We start from the raw sequence: 16,085 nt of genomic DNA, 5'->3' as shown, positions 1-16,085 counted from the left end.
ATGACCGTGCGACAGCTCCACAACCTCCTGCGCGGCCTGGACGACTCGCGTGCGCTGGTCGTCAAGCAGCGCCGTGGCGGCGGGAACGTCCTCAAGGAGGTGCGGCGCACCGCCCAGGACGAGGCCGACGACGCCTACGCCGCTTGGCGCGAGCAGCCGGGCCTGGACGGCTACCTCCGCTATCGCGCGGCGGCCGACCGGGCCGACGCGGCGCTCGACGCGCTGCTCGAGGCGGGCTAGCCGCTAGGCGCCGAGCAGCCGGAGGTCATGGGCCAGGCCCTCCGGGGTGATCTTGTCGACCGGCCACCCGACGCGCTGGACGCCGTTGCCGTCGACGAGCACGACGTAGGCGGAGTGCTCGAAGGCCTTGCCCTGCGGCCGGATGCCGTAGGCCTTCCAGATCGGCGCGAGCTGCGCGCGGTCGCCGAGCAGGAACCGCATACGCTTGGTCAGGCCCTGCTGGTTGACGAAGCGGCGCGCGTTGAGCGGCGTGTCGTTGGCCGGGTCGACGGAGATCGCGAGCGTCGGGATCGTCTTGCCGACCTGGTCGAGCGCGCCCTTGATCTGCTGCGCCGTGAGGGGGCACGTGTCGCGGCAGGTCGAGTACATGAACGTGAGGATCACCGGCTGCCCGCGGTATTGGGCCAGCGTGGCGGCCTTGCCGTCCTGGTCCTTGAGCGAGAACGCGATCGGCGGGATGCCCGGCGGGCGCAGCGCGCCGTCGAAGCCGGCGCCGCCGGCGTCCTTCTTGTCGCCGGCGAAGAGGACGACCGCCAAGGCGCCGAGCAGCACGAACGTGGCGGCCAGCATCAGCGCGAGGCGGGCGCGGACGGGCATCTCGGTCATGCTAGGCGGTCGTTCCAGGCGCTCCGGCCGTGACCGGAGAACGCGGCCTTAAGCCGCGTCGTCGGGCTGCGGGGCGGAGCCGGTCTCGGGCGTCTCAGCGGCCGTCTCGGCGCCAACCTCACCCTCGACCTGAGGCTCAGGGTTCTCGGCCGTCGTCGCCGGGGTGACCGGCGCATCTGGCTCTGCAGCGGGGGTCTCGGGCTCGACGGCCTCCTGCTCCGGCTCGGCGAACAGCGCGGCGATCTGGTCCAGGCCCTGGATCTTGGCGCCGGCGAAGCCGCCGCCGAACGAGGTCTGCTGGCGGCTCTGACGGGCGTCGTCGCGGCGCTTGCGGCGCTGCTCGTCGCGGCGCTTGTCCTCCTCGTCGCGGGCGCGGCGCTGGGCCTGGCGCGCCTCGCGCTCGAGCAGGTCGCGCTTGGGCAGGATCACCTGCGCGGCCTTCTCGGGCTCCAGCGACGCGATCAGCTCGGCGGCCATCGCCTGGCCGAGCGCCTCGGCGACCTCGCCCGAGGGGTGCGAGTTCTTCTTCATCCGGCGCGCGGTGTGCGCGGCGCGGGCCAGCTGCTTGGCGGCGTGCTGGGAGACGGGGCGGCGCGCGCCCTTCTTGAAGCCGCGGACGTTCTCGGTGACCTCGGTGCGCAGCTTCTCCGGGAAGGAGCGGAAGAGCTCCTTGAGCTCGTTGACGTCGAGCTCGTCACGGGTGGCGGCGACCGCGGCGCGCAGCTCGGGCCACGGGAGCGGCTCGCGCTTGGGCTTCTCCTGGAGCCGCTTCTTGACGACCGGCAGCGTCCGCTCCTTGGCGACGCCGACGATCTTGGGGCCGACGGGCTCGTCGGCGCCGGACGCGGCCGGCGGGTCAGGCTGGGCCTGAGCCTCGGGCTCGGCCGGCGTCTCGGGCTGGGCCTGAGCCTCGGGCTCGGCCGGCGTCTCGGGCTGGGCCTCGGCCTCGGGCTCGGTCGGCGCCTCGGGCTCCGCCTGCGCGGGGGCCTCGGCGGCCGGCGGCGGGTCGACGGCGGGCGCCTGCTCGGCGGCGGCCGGGGCCTCGGTCGTCGGCTCCTCAGCGACCGGCTGGGTCGGCTCCTGCGCCGCGACGGCGCCTTCGGGATGCTCCTGCTGCTCGCTCACCACCCTTAAGGATGACCCATCAGCCAAGCCGGTGTCGTCACGGCGTGTTGCGCGGACGTTGGCCGTGGCGCCGCCGCGCTACGGCTCGATCAGCCCGCGGCGGATCGCGTACCGCACGAGCTCGACCCGATCGCGCATCCCGAGCTTGCGCAGGAGGTTGCCGCGGTGCGACTCGACGGTCTTCTCGGCGAGGTGCAGGATCTCGCCGATCTCACGGTTGGTGTGCGCCTCGGCGATCAGCTTGAGCACCTCCTGCTCGCGCGGCGTCAGCGGCTCGGCGGGTCCGGAGCTGTCGTCGGCGATCCACTCGCGCACGAGCTGGCGCTGCGCGGCGTTGGTCAGGAACGGCTCGCCGCGGACGACCGCCCGGACGGCGTCGACGAGGAACTGGTCGGCCTCCATCTTGAGGACGTAGCCGCCGGCGCCGGCCTTCAGCGCCTCGAAGAGGTAGCGCTCGTCGTCGTGCATCGACAGGATCAGCACGGCGGTGTCCGGCGCCTGGGCCTTGATCTCGCGGGCGGCCTGCAGCCCGGTGAGCTTGGGCATCGTGACGTCGAGGATGCAGACGTCCGGCCGCTCGACCACGGCGCGCTCGACCGCCTCGGCGCCGTCGCCGGCCTCCGCGACGACCTCCATGTCGGGCTGGCGCTCCAGCAGGAGCTTGAGCCCGCCGCGCACGACGCCGTGGTCGTCGGCGATCAGCAGCCTCACGCCGCCTCCTGCTCCGACGCGAGCCACAGGTCGCGGTCCAGACGCAGCTCGACCGCGGTGCCGCGGCCCGGCGCCGAGGTGACCTGGAGCCGGCCACGCGCCAGGCGTGCCCGCTCGCGCATGCCGACCAGGCCGATGCCGTCGGAGTCCTCCAGCGTCGAGAAGCCGACGCCGTCGTCGACGATCCGGACGACCGGCCGGCCGTGGTCGCGGCCGACCTCGACCACGACGCTGGCGGCGCGGGCGTGACGGGTGATGTTGGACAGGGACTCCTGCACGACGCGGTAGACCACGGTCTGCTCATGGTCGGCGAGATCGTTGAGCGGGTCATAGCAGCGCAGCGTGGCCGGGACGCCCGTCGTGTCCGAGAACCGCTGCATCTGGGTCCGCAGCGCGGCCTCGAGGCCGTGGTCGTCGAGCGCGGCGGGGCGCAGCTCCCGCGCCAGCCGGAGCAGCTCGTCCATCGCGGCGATCGCGACCGTCTTGGTCTCGCGCAGCTCGGCCTGCAGGCCGGCCGGCGCGTCGTGCACGTGGGCCTCGAGCCGCAGCAGGACCGCCGTCAGCGCCTGGTTGCACTCGTCGTGCAGGTCGCGCGCGACGCGCGCGCGCTCGCTCTCCTGGCCGTGGAGCACGGCGGCCGCCGTCCGGCTCCGCTCGTCCTCCAGGCGGCCGAGCATCCGGTTGAACGCCTGCACGAGGCGCACGACGTCCTCGGAGTCGGCCTCGGGCACGTCGGCGCGCTGGCCCGGGCTGGCGAGGTCGATCCGCTCCATGACGTCGATCAGCTTGTCCAGCGGCGCGAAGCGGCGCCGCAGCACGACGCTGTTGACCAGCACCATCCCGAGGATGCCGGCGACGAGCACGAGCGCCTGCCGGCGCCCGACGACGTCGTCGAGCGACAGGCGCGCGGCGGCGATCGCGGCCGCGGCCGTGGCGACGATCAGGAGGGCGTTGATCGCGAGGATCTGGGTGGCGAGCGTGGGCTTGCGCATGTTGGGGTCTAGACCCCATATCGGCCGCTGGCGCCAAACCCGATACTCCTCGTGCAGCAAGTCCCGGTTGGAGCCTCGAAGCGTGGTCTCCGGCAAGGCATCGTGGCGAGGCACCGTCCATCTGGCGCCGGGGGGCGCTCCAGATGGGCGGTGACCTCCACCGCCACGGCATCCCCGCAGCGGTTTAGTCTCGTTCTGCAATGGCCGGGATCCAGACCTCCCCGATCGCCGTCGCCACGCCCGACGGCCGCACGCTGCTCGTGCACGAGGCCGGCGACCCGGCCGGCCGAGCAGTCGTCGTCCACCACGGCTCGCCGAGCGGCGGGCTGGTCAGCGACGTCAGCCACGCGCGCGCCGCCGAGCGCGGCCTGCGGCTGATCGCGTTCGACCGCGCCGGCTACGGCGGCTCCGATCGCCACCGCGGTCGCGTCGTCGCCGACGTCGCCGACGACGTCGTGACGATCCTCGACGCGCTCGGCGTCGAGCGCTTCGCGACCTGGGGCTCGTCGGGCGGCGGGCCGCACGCGCTGGCCTGCGCGGCGCGGCTCGGCGACCGCTGCGTGGCGGCGATGGGCATCTCCTGCGTGGCGCCGTTCGACGCCGAGGGCCTGGACTGGCTGGCCGGGATGGGCTCGGAGAACATCGCGGAGTTCCGCGCGGCCATCGAGGGCGAGGAGCCGCTGGTCGCCTACCTGGGCGACGGCCCGGACGCGCTCGCCCACGCGCGCGTCGCGGACGTCGTCCCCGCGATGAGGACCGTCCTGTCGCCGGTCGACGCCTCGGTGCTGACCGACGCGCTGGCGGAGGACTGGGTCCGGGTCCTGCACCACAGCCTGGCGGCCGGCGCCGGCGGCTGGATCGACGACGACCTCGCGTTCGTCTCCGGCTGGGGCTTCGACGTCCGCGCGCCGCGGCGCGGCGACGTGCCCGTCGAGATCTGGCACGGGCGGCACGACCTCATGGTCCCGCCGGCCCACGGCGAGTGGCTCGCGGCCCACGTTCCCGGGGCGCGCCTGACGTTCTTCGAGGAGGAAGGGCACGTGTCCCTCTTCGAGCGGCACATGCCGCGCATCTACGACGCGATCGCGCGCTACACTTTCTGAAGCGCGAAATCCGACCGACGTTCAGGTGATTAGGACCCCGATGAGCCCCTCAGGCGCCGAGTACATCAAGCAGGTCAAGGCCGAGATCGACGAAGTGGACCCCTCCGCGGTGAGCGAGGTCCTGGGCGCCGACGGCGTCGTCATCGTCGACGTCCGCGAGAGCGACGAGTGGGACGCCGGGCACATCCCCGGCGCCAAGTTCGTCACCCGCGGCCACCTGGAGTCCCGGATCGAGGGCGCCGCCCCCGACCGCTCCGCGCGCGTGATCCTCTACTGCGCCTCCGGCAACCGCTCCGCGCTCGCCGCCAAGACGCTGCGCGAGCAGCTCGGCTACGAGCGCGTGGAGTCGATGACCGGCGGCTACACGCTGTGGAAGGACCGCGGCTACACCGTCGAGGTCCCGCGCACGTTCACGCCCGAGCAGCGCCAGCGCTACTCGCGCCACTTCCTGCTCCCGGAGGTCGGCGTCGAGGGCCAGCAGAAGCTGCTCGACGCGAAGGTCCTGCTGCTGGGCGCCGGCGGCCTCGGCTCGCCGACCGCGCTGTACCTCGCGGCGGCCGGCGTCGGCACGCTCGGCATCGTCGACGACGACGTCGTCGACGTCTCCAACCTCCAGCGCCAGGTCATCCACGCGACGTCGCGCGTGGGCGTCGCGAAGGTCGACTCCGCCGAGCAGGCGATCAACGACCTCAACCCGGACGTCGTCGTGCGCAAGTACGAGACGCGCCTGGACGCCTCGAACATCGTCGACATCATCAAGGACTACGACATCGTGGTCGACGGCGTCGACAACTTCCCGACCCGCTACCTGCTCAACGACGCCTCGGTGCGGCTGAAGATCCCGGTCGTGTCGGCCGCGATCCTCGGCTTCGAGGGCCAGCTCAGCGTGTTCGCGCCCTACGACGGCCCGTGCTACCGCTGCCTGTTCCGCCAGCCGCCGCCGGCCGAGCTCGCGCCGTCCTGCGGCGCCAACGGCGTCCTCGGCGTGCTGCCCGGCACGATGGGCCTGCTCCAGGCCACCGAGGTCGTCAAGCTCATCATCGGCGAGGGCGACCCGCTGATCGGCCGCCTGCTGATCTACGACGCGCTCGGCGCCACGACCACCGAGCTCAAGGTCCGCCGCGACCCGGAATGCCCGATCTGCTCGCGCGCGCCGGACGAGATCGGCGACGACGAGCTGGGCGTCTTCCCGGACTACGAGGCGTTCTGCGCCGCGGCCGGTTAGTCGACTAGGGTCCCCACACAGCTATGGCAACGATCCGCATTCCCCCTGTGCTGCGCCCGTCCGTGGGCGGCGAGCGTGAGGTCAGCGCCGACGGCGCGACCGTCGGCGAGGTCCTCGAGGGCCTCGCCAGCGCGCACCCCGACACCCGCGGGCAGCTCTTCGGCGCCGAGGGCGAGCTCAACCGCTACGTCAACGTCTACCTCAACGACGAGGACGTGCGGGTCCTCGACGGGCTGACGACGCCCGTCGGCGAAGGTGACAGCCTCGTGATCCTGCCGGCCATGGCCGGCGGGGCGTGAGCGAGCCGACCTCCTCGGTGGATCCCGGCGGCCGCCGCGCCGCCATCTCCAACGCCATCGTCGGCCTCTTCAAGGAGTTCTACGGGAAGGGGCCGACGGCGGCGAAGACCTACTTCAACGACGACTGGGTCTTCTGCGTCATGGAGGGCGGCCTGACCCGCAACGAGGAGACGTTCCTCGCGGCGGGCAAGCACGACCTCGTGCGCGGCGTGCGGCTGGAGTTCCAGGAGATCATGCGCGACCGCATCACCGGCGCGGTCGCGGAGATCGTCGGGCGCCCCGTGCTGACCTACCACAGCCAGGTGCTGTTCGAGCCCGTCCGGTTCGTGGAGATGTTCCTCCTCGAGCCCGCGGAATGACCGCCCAGGCGGCGTCCGTTCCGTAATTGCCGTCGGGGCAGTGGCGGGTTCGCCCGTGGGCCGTGTCGGCGCCGCGGACCGTCGCTATATTTCGTGAAGTCATGGCTGTCCCGCCTCTTCAGAACCGGCCCTGCGGTGGTCGCTACGGCGACATCGTCCAGGCGATCGGCAACACCCCGCTGGTCGAGCTGCGTCGCCTGTCGCCCAAGCCGGGCGTGCGCATCTGGGCCAAGATGGAGTCCCACAACCCGACGGGCTCGGTCAAGGACCGCGTCGCGCGGGCGCTGATCGAGGACGCTGAGGAGAAGGGCGCGATCGGCCCCGGCATGACGATCCTCGAGCCGACGTCGGGCAACACCGGCATCTCGCTCGCGATGATCTGCAGCCGCAAGGGCTACAAGCTGAAGGTCGTCATGCCCGACAACGTGACGCCCGAGCGCACGCAGCTGCTGAAGATGTACGGCGCCGAGATCGTCTACTCGCCGGGCAACCAGGGCTCCAACGGGGCCGTCGCCATGGCGCTGAAGATGGCCGAGGAGGACGCCTCCTACTACATGCCCTACCAGTACGGGAACGCCGCGAACCCGCGCGCCCATTACGAGGGCACGGCGCCGGAGATCCTCCAGGAGCTCGACGGCGACATCTCCGCGTTCGTCGCGGGCCTCGGCACCGGCGGCACGTTGATGGGCAACGGCCGGCGCTTCAAGGAGGAGCTCGGCGACGCCGTCAAGATCGTCGCCGCCGAGCCCATGCAGGGCGAGCCCGTGCAGGGCCTGCGCTCGCTGGACGATGGCTTCATCCCGCCGATCATCGACCTCTCGGTCCTGGACCGGAAGATCTTCGTCACGAACCGCGACGCGATCATCTGGACGCGCAAGCTGCTCGACGAGGAGGGCATCTTCGCCGGCGTCTCCTCGGGCGCGATCGCGTCGATCGCCGTGCGCATCGCCAACGAGATGGACGAGGGCAACGTCGTGTTCATCGTCTGCGACGACGGCTGGAAGTACCTTTCGTCGGGCATCTACACGCTGCCGGTGGACGAGGTCGCGAACCTCGACTCCACCGTGTGGTGGTAGCTGCCGATACTGGATCAACACCATCCGCTAACACCGGTCTGCGAGACTGCACTCATGCCCAGCGTCGGATTTCCCGAGCTCATCGTCATCCTCGTCATCGCCTTGATCGTCCTCGGCCCCAAGAAGCTGCCCGAAGCGGGCCGCGCCATGGGCAAGGGCATGCGTGAGTTCAAGGACTCGCTCAACGGCATGCACGACGAGCAGGACGAGAAGCCCGCCATCAAGAGCGAATAGGGGAAACGCTCGCCCAGGGGGCGAGGTTCCCTAGCGGGTGTTCGCCCAGGGGGCGAAACCCGCAGCGGTATCGTGCGGTGCCGATGCAGATCGCCCCGGACCTCCTGCAGCAGATCGTCGATCACGCGCAGCGTGATGCGCCCGACGAGTGCTGCGGCTTCGTCTGGTTGCGCGACGGCGTAGCCGAGGCGATCGTGCCGGTGGAGAACATCGCGCACAGCCCGTTCCGCTTCGAGGTCGGGCCCGCGGACCTGCTGACGCTCGCCGAGGTCGGCGACGAGGACGGTCGCTCGGCGATCATCTACCACTCGCACACGCGCTCGGCGCCGCGCCCGTCGCAGACCGACGTGAACTTCGCCGCCAACTGGCCCGGCGTGGAGTGGCTCATCGTCGGCGTCGCGGGCGACGCGCCGGAGGTGCGCAACTGGCGCATCGACCCGGACGGCACGGTGGCCGAGGTCGAGGTCCGGGTCGACGCCGAATGGCCGCGAGCCTAGGTGGCCCATAATGGCTCGGGATCGGCCAATCGAGCCCCAGCGGCCTGATCCGCTCGTCTGCCCGGCCTGCGCCACGCCTCATCCTCTCGAGGAGCGCTTCTGCCGCGACTGCGGCATGCCGCTCGTCTACGCGGGCGTGGTCGGCGGCGGCGACGTCGAGGTCACCGCCCGCCAGGCGCGTGCCCGCAAGATCAAGCCGCAGCTGAGCGAGGGCGAGCTGACGAAGGTCGCCGCCGGGCGCAACCAGTCCGAGGCCGAGCTGATCCAGGGGCTCCTGCTCGAGGAGGGCGTGCCGTCGATGCTGAAGCGCTCGGCCGGGTTCGACGTGCCGGACATGCTGGCCGCCGGGCCGCGCGACGTGCTGGTGCCGCGCTCGGGCGTCGCGGTCGCTCGCGAGGTGCTCCTGCAGGCCGAGCTGCTGCCGAGCCCGGGCGCCTCCGACGGGCGCGACTCCGCCCAGCGCGTGCTCGCCGGGTTGTTGAGTGCCTTGGTGCTGGTGGCGATCATCGCCTGGATCGGGACGGAGCTGTTGGTGTGAAGATCGCGGTGACGGGCGCGACGGGCGGTGTCGGCTCGCGCGTCGCCCGGCGGCTGGTGGCCGCGGGCGCGCATCCGCGGCTGGTCGTGCGCGACCTCGCGCGGGTCGAGGCGGTCCGCGGTTTCGAGGCGGTGGCGATGGGGCCGCGCGGCTACCGCGACCAGACGGAGCTGGCCGAGGCGCTGGCGGGCTGCTCGACGTTGCTGCTCGTGTCGGCGCGCGAGGCCGCCGATCGCGTCGTCGAGCACGCGCACGCCGTGCGCGCGGCGATCGACGCGGGCGTGACGCGCATCGTCTACACGTCGTTCCTCGGCGCCGACCCCGACGCGACGTTCACCTTCGCCCAGGATCACCACGCGACCGAGCAGCTCGTCAGGGAGAGCGGCGCGGCCTGGACGTTCCTGCGCGACTCGCAGTACGCCGACTTCGTGCCGGCGCTGGTGGGCGAGGACGGCGTCATCCGCGGGCCCGCGGGCGAGGGGCGGGTCGCCTGGGTCGCGCGCGACGACGTCGCCGACGTGGCGACGGCCGTCCTGCTCGCCGAGGACGGATCGCACGACGGCGAGACCTACACCTTGACCGGCCCGGAGGCGCAGACGCTGGCCTGGGCGGCCGAGCGCCTGTCCGAGCTCACCGGCCGCGCGATCACGTTCCGCAACCAGAGCGTCCAGGGCGCCTACGAGTCGCGCGCCCACGTCGACGCGCCGGACTACCTCAAGGACGGCTGGGTGACGTCCTACGTGGCGGTCGGCACGGGGGAGATGGACGTGGTGAGCGACGCCGTGGAGCGCATCGCGGGCCATCCGCCGATCGCCCTCCCCGCGTGGCTGGCGGCGCACCCGGAGGCCTGGGCGCACCTGAAGGCCTAGGCGGGGGCGCGCGCCGGCGCGGGCGCCAGCGCTCCGAGCGCCACGACGAGCGGTGCGAGGGCGAACGTCGTCATCGGCGTCGCCGCGCCGGTCGGGCTCGCGCTGCTGGTGCCGGCGAGCGTGGGCCGGCGCGCCCGCGCCGCCGGCGCGGCCGCCCCGTCGCTGCGCGCCGAGGTCGGCGTGTTCGCTCACCCGCAGGTGTGGCTGTCGCTGGCGATCACGATCCTCGGCTGGGGCGGTGGCCGCGGACGCGCCGACGCTGGCCTCGGGGACCAACATCGGCGTTCAACGTCGACAACGCGCTCGGCGCCTGGCTCGGCGGCCTGACGATCTCGGCCGGCCTCGGCTACCGCGCGCCGATCTGCGCCGGCGCGGCGATGACCGCGACCGGCCTGATCGTGCTGGCGGTGGCCGAGCGCGCCGCCGCGGAGGCCGCTACCGCGGTCGGTGCCCCGTGATCTCGACGGCCTGCTGGTAGGTCGGCCGGTTGATCCAGGGGATCAGCGGCTGCGTGATGCCGCCCAGGGCGCGGAACGACACCCTGTCGAAGCACATCTGGTCGCCGTCGTGCTTGTCCTTGGCGCACGTCGCGTCGCCCGAGTAGAGCTGCGACGCCGGCACCGCGAGCGCCTCCTTGAGGCTCTGGCGCAGCGCCCGGCGGCAGTCGGCCAGGACGCCCTTGCCGCAGAACGTCCGGGCGTAGGGCTCCGTGACCGTCTCGCCCAGGACGTCCATGAGGTCCTTCTTGGCGTATCCGTACCAGCCCTCCTGGTAGGCCGAGCCGAGGTGGTCGCCGTGGTTGTTGGGGGCGTTGTCCTGCTCGTGGGGCAGCGTGGAGAAGAGCGTCGTGCCCAGCGTCGGCTGGAACTCGGCCTTCATCCACTTCGGCCACCATGCGTCCATGATCCGGACCGCGTCGGCGTTGTCGTAGACGCCGTCGTCGTTCTTGTCACGGCGCTGCGTGCCGGCCTTGACCCATGCCTTGAGGGTCTTGACGGCGGCCTTGAGGTCAGGGTCGGTCGGGGTGCCGATGACCTTCAGCGCGAGCGGCAGGTCCTCCTGGCCGCGCAGGTCGGTGGTCCCGGCCTCCTCCATCGCGTCGACGAGGCCGGGCAGGTCGAGCTTGTTGTCGTCCTTCAGGCGCGCGTCGACCTGCTTGTCGAGCATCTGCGAGCGGAACACCGAGCTGAACAGGTTGCTGTCGGCGCCCGCGAAGCCCTTGGCCTGCTTGTTGTTCCAGGAGGTGATGTAGTCCTGGTTGACGACCTGCGGGTGCTCGTCGGGCGGCGTGTAGTCCGCGACGTTCGTGTCCGGGTTCCAGCCCTTCCACGTGTTGTCCGGGCTCATCGGCAGCTGCCCGGTCGTGCCGGGCGCGCGGACCGGGTTGTTGCCGCTGTTGTAGTAGGAGATGTCCTTGTCGTCGGCGTAGAGCCAGTTGAACGTGTAGCCGATCTTGGCCGCCGCCTTGGCGAACGACTTCGCGTCCTTGACCTTGTCGGGGTTGTTGAAGTCGGCGAAGCCGCGCGCGGAGTCGACCTCGTGCATGTAGGTGCTGCGCAGCGAGGTGAACAGCACCGGCTTGCCCTTCACCGCGCCGCGGGCGCGGACGATGCCGAGCTTCGTGCGCAGGACGCGCAGCGTCTGCGTGCCGGGCGCGGTCTGGTCGGCGAGGTTGGGCAGCCAGGTGTTCGTGCGCTCCAGGACCTCGACCGGGAGGCACTGGCCGCGGAACTCGTAGTGCATGTCGTCCTGGCAGGTCGGCACCGCGAAGGTGTCGATGATGTCCTGGCCGGCGGAGGTCGCCGACCACGCGTAGTCGCGGCCGTGGCCGAGCTGGACGAACAGGTTGACGCCGGCGAACGCGGCGCCGCGCGCGTCGACCGTCGGCGCGTGGATGTCCTCCTCCATCAGGATCTGCGGAGAGAAGTAGCCGACCTGCGGGCCGAACACCGCAGCGGATGGCCGGACTTCGACTTGGCCGCCGAGACCACCAGCGCGTTGGAGGTGGACTTGGGCAGCGAGATCAGGCCGCCGAGGCCCGACGGCGTGGGGAGCAGGCCGGTGACCGCGTTGATGATGCCGCCGACGGCGCCGACCGCCCCGCTCACCGCGCCGGTGACGGCGCCCGTCGGATCGGTGCCGCCCGGCAGTGGAAGGCTCGGCAGCCCAGGGACGGTGGGCGGGGGAGCGGTGGTCGAGGCGCCGCCGTCGCCGGCCGCGCCGCCGGCGGCGTCGGTCCCGGCGCTCACGATCGGCTCGGGCTGCAGCGAGCCCTCGTCGGGCAGCACCTCGGCGCCCTTGGCCGGCTTGGCGACCGGCTGCTGGTAGTTGAAGGTCTTGCCCTTGACGGTCGTCGGCGCGTCCGGGTCGTCGAAGGCGGCGAGCTGGGTCCAGAGCTTGCGCCCGTCGGCGTCGCCGAAGCGGTCCTGGAGGCGCTGGAGGAACTGCGACATCGCGAGCTCCTGGCCGCCGCCCTTGCCGAAGATCGCGCCGACCAGCGACGCGGTGGCGATGATGTCGGTGCCCTTCCACGCGTCCGGGCCGAGCGGGTGGTTGGTCGCCGCGTACTCGCCGGGCATCTTGGTGAGGTCGATCTTGGCCTCGTCGATGTACTGGTTGATGCCGGCGACGTAGTCGCTCAGGTCGTCCTGGAGCTGCTTGCCTTCGGTTCCGTAGAGGTCGTCGAACTGGTCGATCTGGCGCTGGAGGTCATCCTCGGTGTAGGGCGCCAGCGACCACTGCTCCTGGTCCATCGCCCGGTTGCCGGGCGCGCCGCCGGCGAACGACGACAGCTCGCCGCGGCCGAGGTGGCGGAGCACGTCGATGAAGAACAGGCGGTCCTGCGCGGCGGCGTAGCCGGCGCCGAACATCGCGCCGCTGCGCGTCGAGCCGTAGATGTGGGGGACGCCGAAGCCCTTGTCGCGGACGATCGTCAGGTCGGCGCGCGGCGAGACCGTCGAGGCGACGTCGTTGGGCCGGACGCCGAAGGTGGAGTCCTTGTAGTAGTTGGAGAGCTGCGAGGCCTTCAGGCCGGGCGTCGCGCGGACGAGGTCCGCGTACATGCTCAGCTGGTCGCTGTTGTGCCGCGGTCGCTGGCCCGTCGTGAGGAACGAGCCGAGCTGGACCAGGTTCGCCAGGCCGTTGGTCCCCGGCGGCAGGATGTCGTGGAACCCGTTGCCGCTGTCGTCGTTGGTGCCGTACGGCGGCACGGGCACGCCGGCGTGCGCCAGCGGCGCGCCGGTGGCGACCGACAGGACGGCAGCCGCGACCACCGCGGCGACCCTTGGACCTCGCATGCAGCTTCTCCCTAGGCGGACCGACCCACCCGTCGTCGGGAAACTAGCGGTTCCTCACTCGGGACGCGCCGGTCCGCCGGCCGCGCTGCGCCGCGGAGCGGACGCGTAGCTCAGCCCGCCGCGGCGGCGGCCGCGTCGCGCTCGTAGTCGAGCTCGGTGCGGACGCCGCGGGCGGCAAGGATCCTCTGCGCGGCTTCGAGCGAGGGCGCGTCGCCGACGGCCAGGGCGAGGCGGGCGGCGGAGTGGATCGCGATCCCCGCGTCGAAGCAGACCAGGCGGCCGCCGGCGGCGGTGAGCGGCACGGTGCGGCGGCCGTCGCGGATCGGGGCGCGTCCGGTCTCGCCGCGGGCGCAGCGGACGGCCATGGCGCTGGCCTCGGTGGTGACGTGCTCCAGCGAGGCCTCGACGCGGTCCAGGGCGGCAGCCGGCAGCGGGAGGTCGCCGCGGCCGCCGCCGGCAGCGTCGACCTCGGCGAGGCGCTCCAGCACCTCGTCGGGCGTCAGCTCGCCGTCGCAGCCGATGCCGAAGACGGCGGCGAGCGTCGGCGTCGCCATCGCCGGTGCGGCGGAGAGGACGGTCGCGTCGGCCAGCGGCGAGGCCAGCCCAGACTCCTCGCCGTGGGCGAGCACGTCGCCGCCGACGTCGAGCAGGACCACCAGGTCGCACGCGAGCGCGGCCGCGGCGGCGTCCAGCCCGGCGGCGATCGCCGCCGGCCCCGGGTTGGGGTCCAGCAGCACGACCGGCTCGCCCAGGAAGGCCGCCATGTCGCTCTCGCAGAAGCGGAAGCCGCCGGGGCCGGCGGTGTCGGGGCCGGCGAGGCCGACCGCCGCGTGCAGCGTCCCGGCCAGGTCCACGACCTCGTCGAGGCGGCGCGGGCCGGGCAGCGGGTCGACGGGGCGGCGCTCCCACGTCAGGCCGCCGACCACGAAGCCGGTGCCGAGCGCACGGGCGGCCTCGCCGAACGCCAGGGCGCCCGCGACGTCGCCTCCGCCGCCGATGCCGACGACGAGGATCCGAGAAGCGGCGGCGCACCGCCGCACGGCCTCGGAGGCCTGCGGAGACACGGGAATCCGAGAAGCGGCGGCGACCTCCTCCTCTGCTCGCCGCCGCTCCCCAGTCACCTCAGGGTCCTGCAAGTTGATCTAGGACCTCTAGACCAGCGCGGGGACACGCGCGTCGCAGATCTCGGAGATCTGCTCACGGGCACGGTCGAACTCGTCGTCCGACAGCACCGGGGTGCCCTCGAAGGGCAGGTCGCGCGTGATCTCGAGCCACGAGCGACAGCCACCGAACTCGTCCTTGACACGAACCGTCACCGGCCGCGGGATGCGGTAGGTGCGCAGCAGGACGACATGCAGCGGGTGGCGACGCTTCCACGCCAGGCGCTTCTCGGCGTAGTCGGTCGTCCACACGTAGTAGGGGGACAGCTCTCCCACCGACCGGGGGTCGGTGATGGTCCAGCTGGCGGTGACCTCCGCCCACGCGCGGATCCGCACGCGGTCGGGCTGGCCGATGCCGCCATCGCGCGTCAGCGCATGGAGCGGCGGCTCACCATCCGGCCAGACGCCCTCTTCGAGGGCGCGGCGAAGCTCCGGCTGGTGCGAGTCACGCACCAGGTCGTAGCGCTGGTGGTCGAACGTCGGGTACAGGAAGAAGCGGTCGTGCTCGAGGCTGAAGTTCCGGCTCGGCTCGCCGACGCCGCCCTTGCGGAGGGTGACGAGCTGCTCGCCTTCGGCGAGCGCGCGGACAGTGACCGCCCATTCCTTGATCGCAATAGGCATAGAGGGGGTTTCAGAGGTAGGTGACGACAGAAATCCCGCCGCGCCGGACACAGGCGGCCCGGCGCGTGGCGTGTTCACCGGTACCCGGTGGCACGCCGCGGGAAGGACCTCGATTGTGGCATGGGATGTGAAGATCCCAAAATCGTCCTGCTAAATCCGCGTTTCCTTCGGGACATAGTTGGCGCGTAGACGCTCAAATTGAACGTCTACGTGCGGTCAAACGTCCCCGATGCGCAGACCGGCCAGGCCCTCGAAGCACTCCACGATGGCCGCGAAGTCGGCGTCGCCGTACCCCCGGCCGACCGCCCCGACCAGCGCGTCGCGCGCGGCGCTTGCAGCGGGAAAGGGCACGCCGGCGGCTTGCGCCTCCTCCAGGCAGAGGCGCACGTCCTTGAGCATGTGATCGGTCTTGAACAACGTCGCGTAAGCGTGCTGACGCATCGGTGCCGCTTTGAGTCCGACCATCGTCGAGTTGCCCGACCCGGCGGCCAGGATCTTGGTCAGCGCCTCGAGATCCACGCCGGTGCCGGCGCCCATGACCAGCGCCTGGGCGAGCGTCGCGGCGTTGGCGGCGGAGACCGCGTTGTTGATGAGCTTGATGGTCTGCGCGTGGCCGAGCGCGCCGACGTGCACGATCGTCTCGCCCATCGCCGCGAACGCGGGCTGCGCGCGGGCGATGTCGTCGTCCTCGCCGCCGGCCATGATCGTCAGCGTGCCGTCCTCGGCACGGGGCGACGAGCCGGTGACCGGCGCGTCGACGAAGCGGTGGCCGCGGGCGGCGAGCTCTGCGCCGATCGCGCGGGCGTCGGCGGGGGCGATCGTCGACATGTCGACGAACAGCGTCCCGGGGCGCGCGCCGGACGCGGCGGCGTCGTCGCCGTCGAGCAGGATCGACCGGACCTGGGCGCCGTCGACGACCATCGAGATGACGATGTCGGCGTTGGCCGCCGCCTCCGCGGGCGTCGCGGCCGCAGTGGCTCCTTCGTGCTGCGCCGCCCACGCCTCGGCCTTGCCGACGCTGTGCGTCCACGCGGAGACCGCGAGGTCGTTGCGCTGGAGGTTCGCGGCCATGCGCGAGCCCATGATGCCGAGTCCGAGGAAGCCGATGGTGGTCATGGCGGCGAACCTAGCGCG

General features: G+C 72.2%; 17 protein-coding genes and 2 pseudogenes. 11 read left to right on the top strand and 8 right to left on the bottom strand.

The genetic code is table 11. The annotated features are described in order from the left end of the window. Complete coding sequence (locus DSM104299_RS21855) at positions 1–240, top strand: hypothetical protein (RefSeq protein WP_272473777.1); 240 nt, start codon at positions 1–3, stop codon at positions 238–240. Positions 241–243: 3 nt separating this feature from the next. Here the strand turns inward: DSM104299_RS21855 and DSM104299_RS21850 are convergent, their stop codons facing one another. The 4 genes from DSM104299_RS21850 to DSM104299_RS21835 form a co-directional block, all read right to left on the bottom strand. Beyond that, complete coding sequence (locus DSM104299_RS21850) at positions 244–837, bottom strand: SCO family protein (RefSeq protein WP_272473776.1); 594 nt, start codon at positions 835–837, stop codon at positions 244–246. Between the two features lie 57 nt (positions 838–894). Further along, complete coding sequence (locus tag DSM104299_RS21845) at positions 895–1,971, bottom strand: hypothetical protein (protein WP_272473775.1); 1,077 nt, start codon at positions 1,969–1,971, stop codon at positions 895–897. Between the two features lie 78 nt (positions 1,972–2,049). Further along, positions 2,050–2,682: a response regulator gene (locus DSM104299_RS21840; protein WP_272473774.1), complete on the bottom strand. Its 633-nt coding sequence runs from the start codon at positions 2,680–2,682 to the stop codon at positions 2,050–2,052. Beyond that, positions 2,679–3,674: a sensor histidine kinase gene (locus DSM104299_RS21835; RefSeq protein WP_272473773.1), complete on the bottom strand. Its 996-nt coding sequence runs from the start codon at positions 3,672–3,674 to the stop codon at positions 2,679–2,681. The genes DSM104299_RS21840 and DSM104299_RS21835 overlap by 4 nt, the downstream gene beginning before the upstream one ends. Positions 3,675–3,874: 200 nt before the next feature. On the opposite strand from DSM104299_RS21835, the gene DSM104299_RS21830 reads away from it, so the two are divergent. From DSM104299_RS21830 to DSM104299_RS29595, 10 genes and pseudogenes are all read left to right on the top strand, one after another. Then, positions 3,875–4,777, top strand: a complete 903-nt coding sequence (locus DSM104299_RS21830) for an alpha/beta fold hydrolase (protein WP_272473772.1) — start codon at positions 3,875–3,877, stop codon at positions 4,775–4,777. Between the two features lie 40 nt (positions 4,778–4,817). After that, positions 4,818–6,002 carry a molybdopterin-synthase adenylyltransferase MoeB gene (moeB, locus tag DSM104299_RS21825; RefSeq protein ID WP_272473771.1) on the top strand — a complete coding sequence of 395 codons (1,185 nt, stop codon included), beginning with the start codon at positions 4,818–4,820 and terminating at the stop codon, positions 6,000–6,002. A 47-nt stretch (positions 6,003–6,049) separates the two neighbouring features. Beyond that, positions 6,050–6,301, top strand: coding sequence for a ubiquitin-like small modifier protein 1 (locus DSM104299_RS21820; RefSeq protein WP_272473770.1), 252 nt, complete (start codon positions 6,050–6,052; stop codon positions 6,299–6,301). Beyond that, positions 6,298–6,660 carry a Na-translocating system protein MpsC family protein gene (locus tag DSM104299_RS21815; RefSeq protein ID WP_272473769.1) on the top strand — a complete coding sequence of 121 codons (363 nt, stop codon included), beginning with the start codon at positions 6,298–6,300 and terminating at the stop codon, positions 6,658–6,660. The genes DSM104299_RS21820 and DSM104299_RS21815 overlap by 4 nt, the downstream gene beginning before the upstream one ends. A gap of 101 nt (positions 6,661–6,761) precedes the next feature. Then, the gene (locus DSM104299_RS21810) at positions 6,762–7,736 is read left to right on the top strand and encodes a PLP-dependent cysteine synthase family protein (protein WP_272473768.1); all 975 of its coding nucleotides are present in this window, start codon (positions 6,762–6,764) and stop codon (positions 7,734–7,736) included. A 54-nt stretch (positions 7,737–7,790) separates the two neighbouring features. After that, entirely contained in the window at positions 7,791–7,970 is a 180-nt protein-coding gene (locus DSM104299_RS21805) for a Sec-independent protein translocase subunit TatA/TatB (protein WP_272473767.1), read from the top strand. 83 nt (positions 7,971–8,053) lie between these two features. Next, positions 8,054–8,467: a M67 family metallopeptidase gene (locus DSM104299_RS21800; protein ID WP_272473766.1), complete on the top strand. Its 414-nt coding sequence runs from the start codon at positions 8,054–8,056 to the stop codon at positions 8,465–8,467. A 115-nt stretch (positions 8,468–8,582) separates the two neighbouring features. Further along, entirely contained in the window at positions 8,583–9,005 is a 423-nt protein-coding gene (locus DSM104299_RS21795) for a putative signal transducing protein (protein ID WP_272473765.1), read from the top strand. Then, a complete protein-coding gene (locus DSM104299_RS21790) occupies positions 9,002–9,874 on the top strand; it encodes an SDR family oxidoreductase (RefSeq protein WP_272473764.1) in 873 nt (290 codons plus the stop codon). The genes DSM104299_RS21795 and DSM104299_RS21790 overlap by 4 nt, the downstream gene beginning before the upstream one ends. Before the next feature lie 241 nt (positions 9,875–10,115). After that, positions 10,116–10,332: pseudogene (locus tag DSM104299_RS29595) on the top strand (MFS transporter); the annotation flags it as partial. On the opposite strand, the pseudogene DSM104299_RS21780 reads toward DSM104299_RS29595, so the two are convergent. The 4 genes and pseudogenes from DSM104299_RS21780 to DSM104299_RS21765 form a co-directional block, all read right to left on the bottom strand. Continuing rightward, positions 10,310–12,936, bottom strand: a pseudogene (locus DSM104299_RS21780) (penicillin acylase family protein). The pseudogenes DSM104299_RS29595 and DSM104299_RS21780 sit on opposite strands and share 23 nt — an antisense overlap. A 344-nt stretch (positions 12,937–13,280) precedes the next feature. Beyond that, the gene (locus DSM104299_RS21775) at positions 13,281–14,234 is read right to left on the bottom strand and encodes a DUF1152 domain-containing protein (RefSeq protein ID WP_272473762.1); all 954 of its coding nucleotides are present in this window, start codon (positions 14,232–14,234) and stop codon (positions 13,281–13,283) included. An 87-nt stretch (positions 14,235–14,321) separates the two neighbouring features. After that, positions 14,322–15,029, bottom strand: coding sequence for a DUF1802 family protein (locus DSM104299_RS21770; protein ID WP_272473761.1), 708 nt, complete (start codon positions 15,027–15,029; stop codon positions 14,322–14,324). Positions 15,030–15,167: 138 nt separating this feature from the next. Then, entirely contained in the window at positions 15,168–16,067 is a 900-nt protein-coding gene (locus DSM104299_RS21765) for an NAD(P)-dependent oxidoreductase (RefSeq protein WP_272473760.1), read from the bottom strand. Positions 16,068–16,085: the final 18 nt, after the last annotated feature.

Source organism: Baekduia alba, assembly GCF_028416635.1.
Classification (GTDB): Bacteria; Actinomycetota; Thermoleophilia; order Solirubrobacterales; family Solirubrobacteraceae; genus Baekduia; species Baekduia alba.
This window is presented reverse-complemented; position numbering and strand designations above follow the sequence as displayed.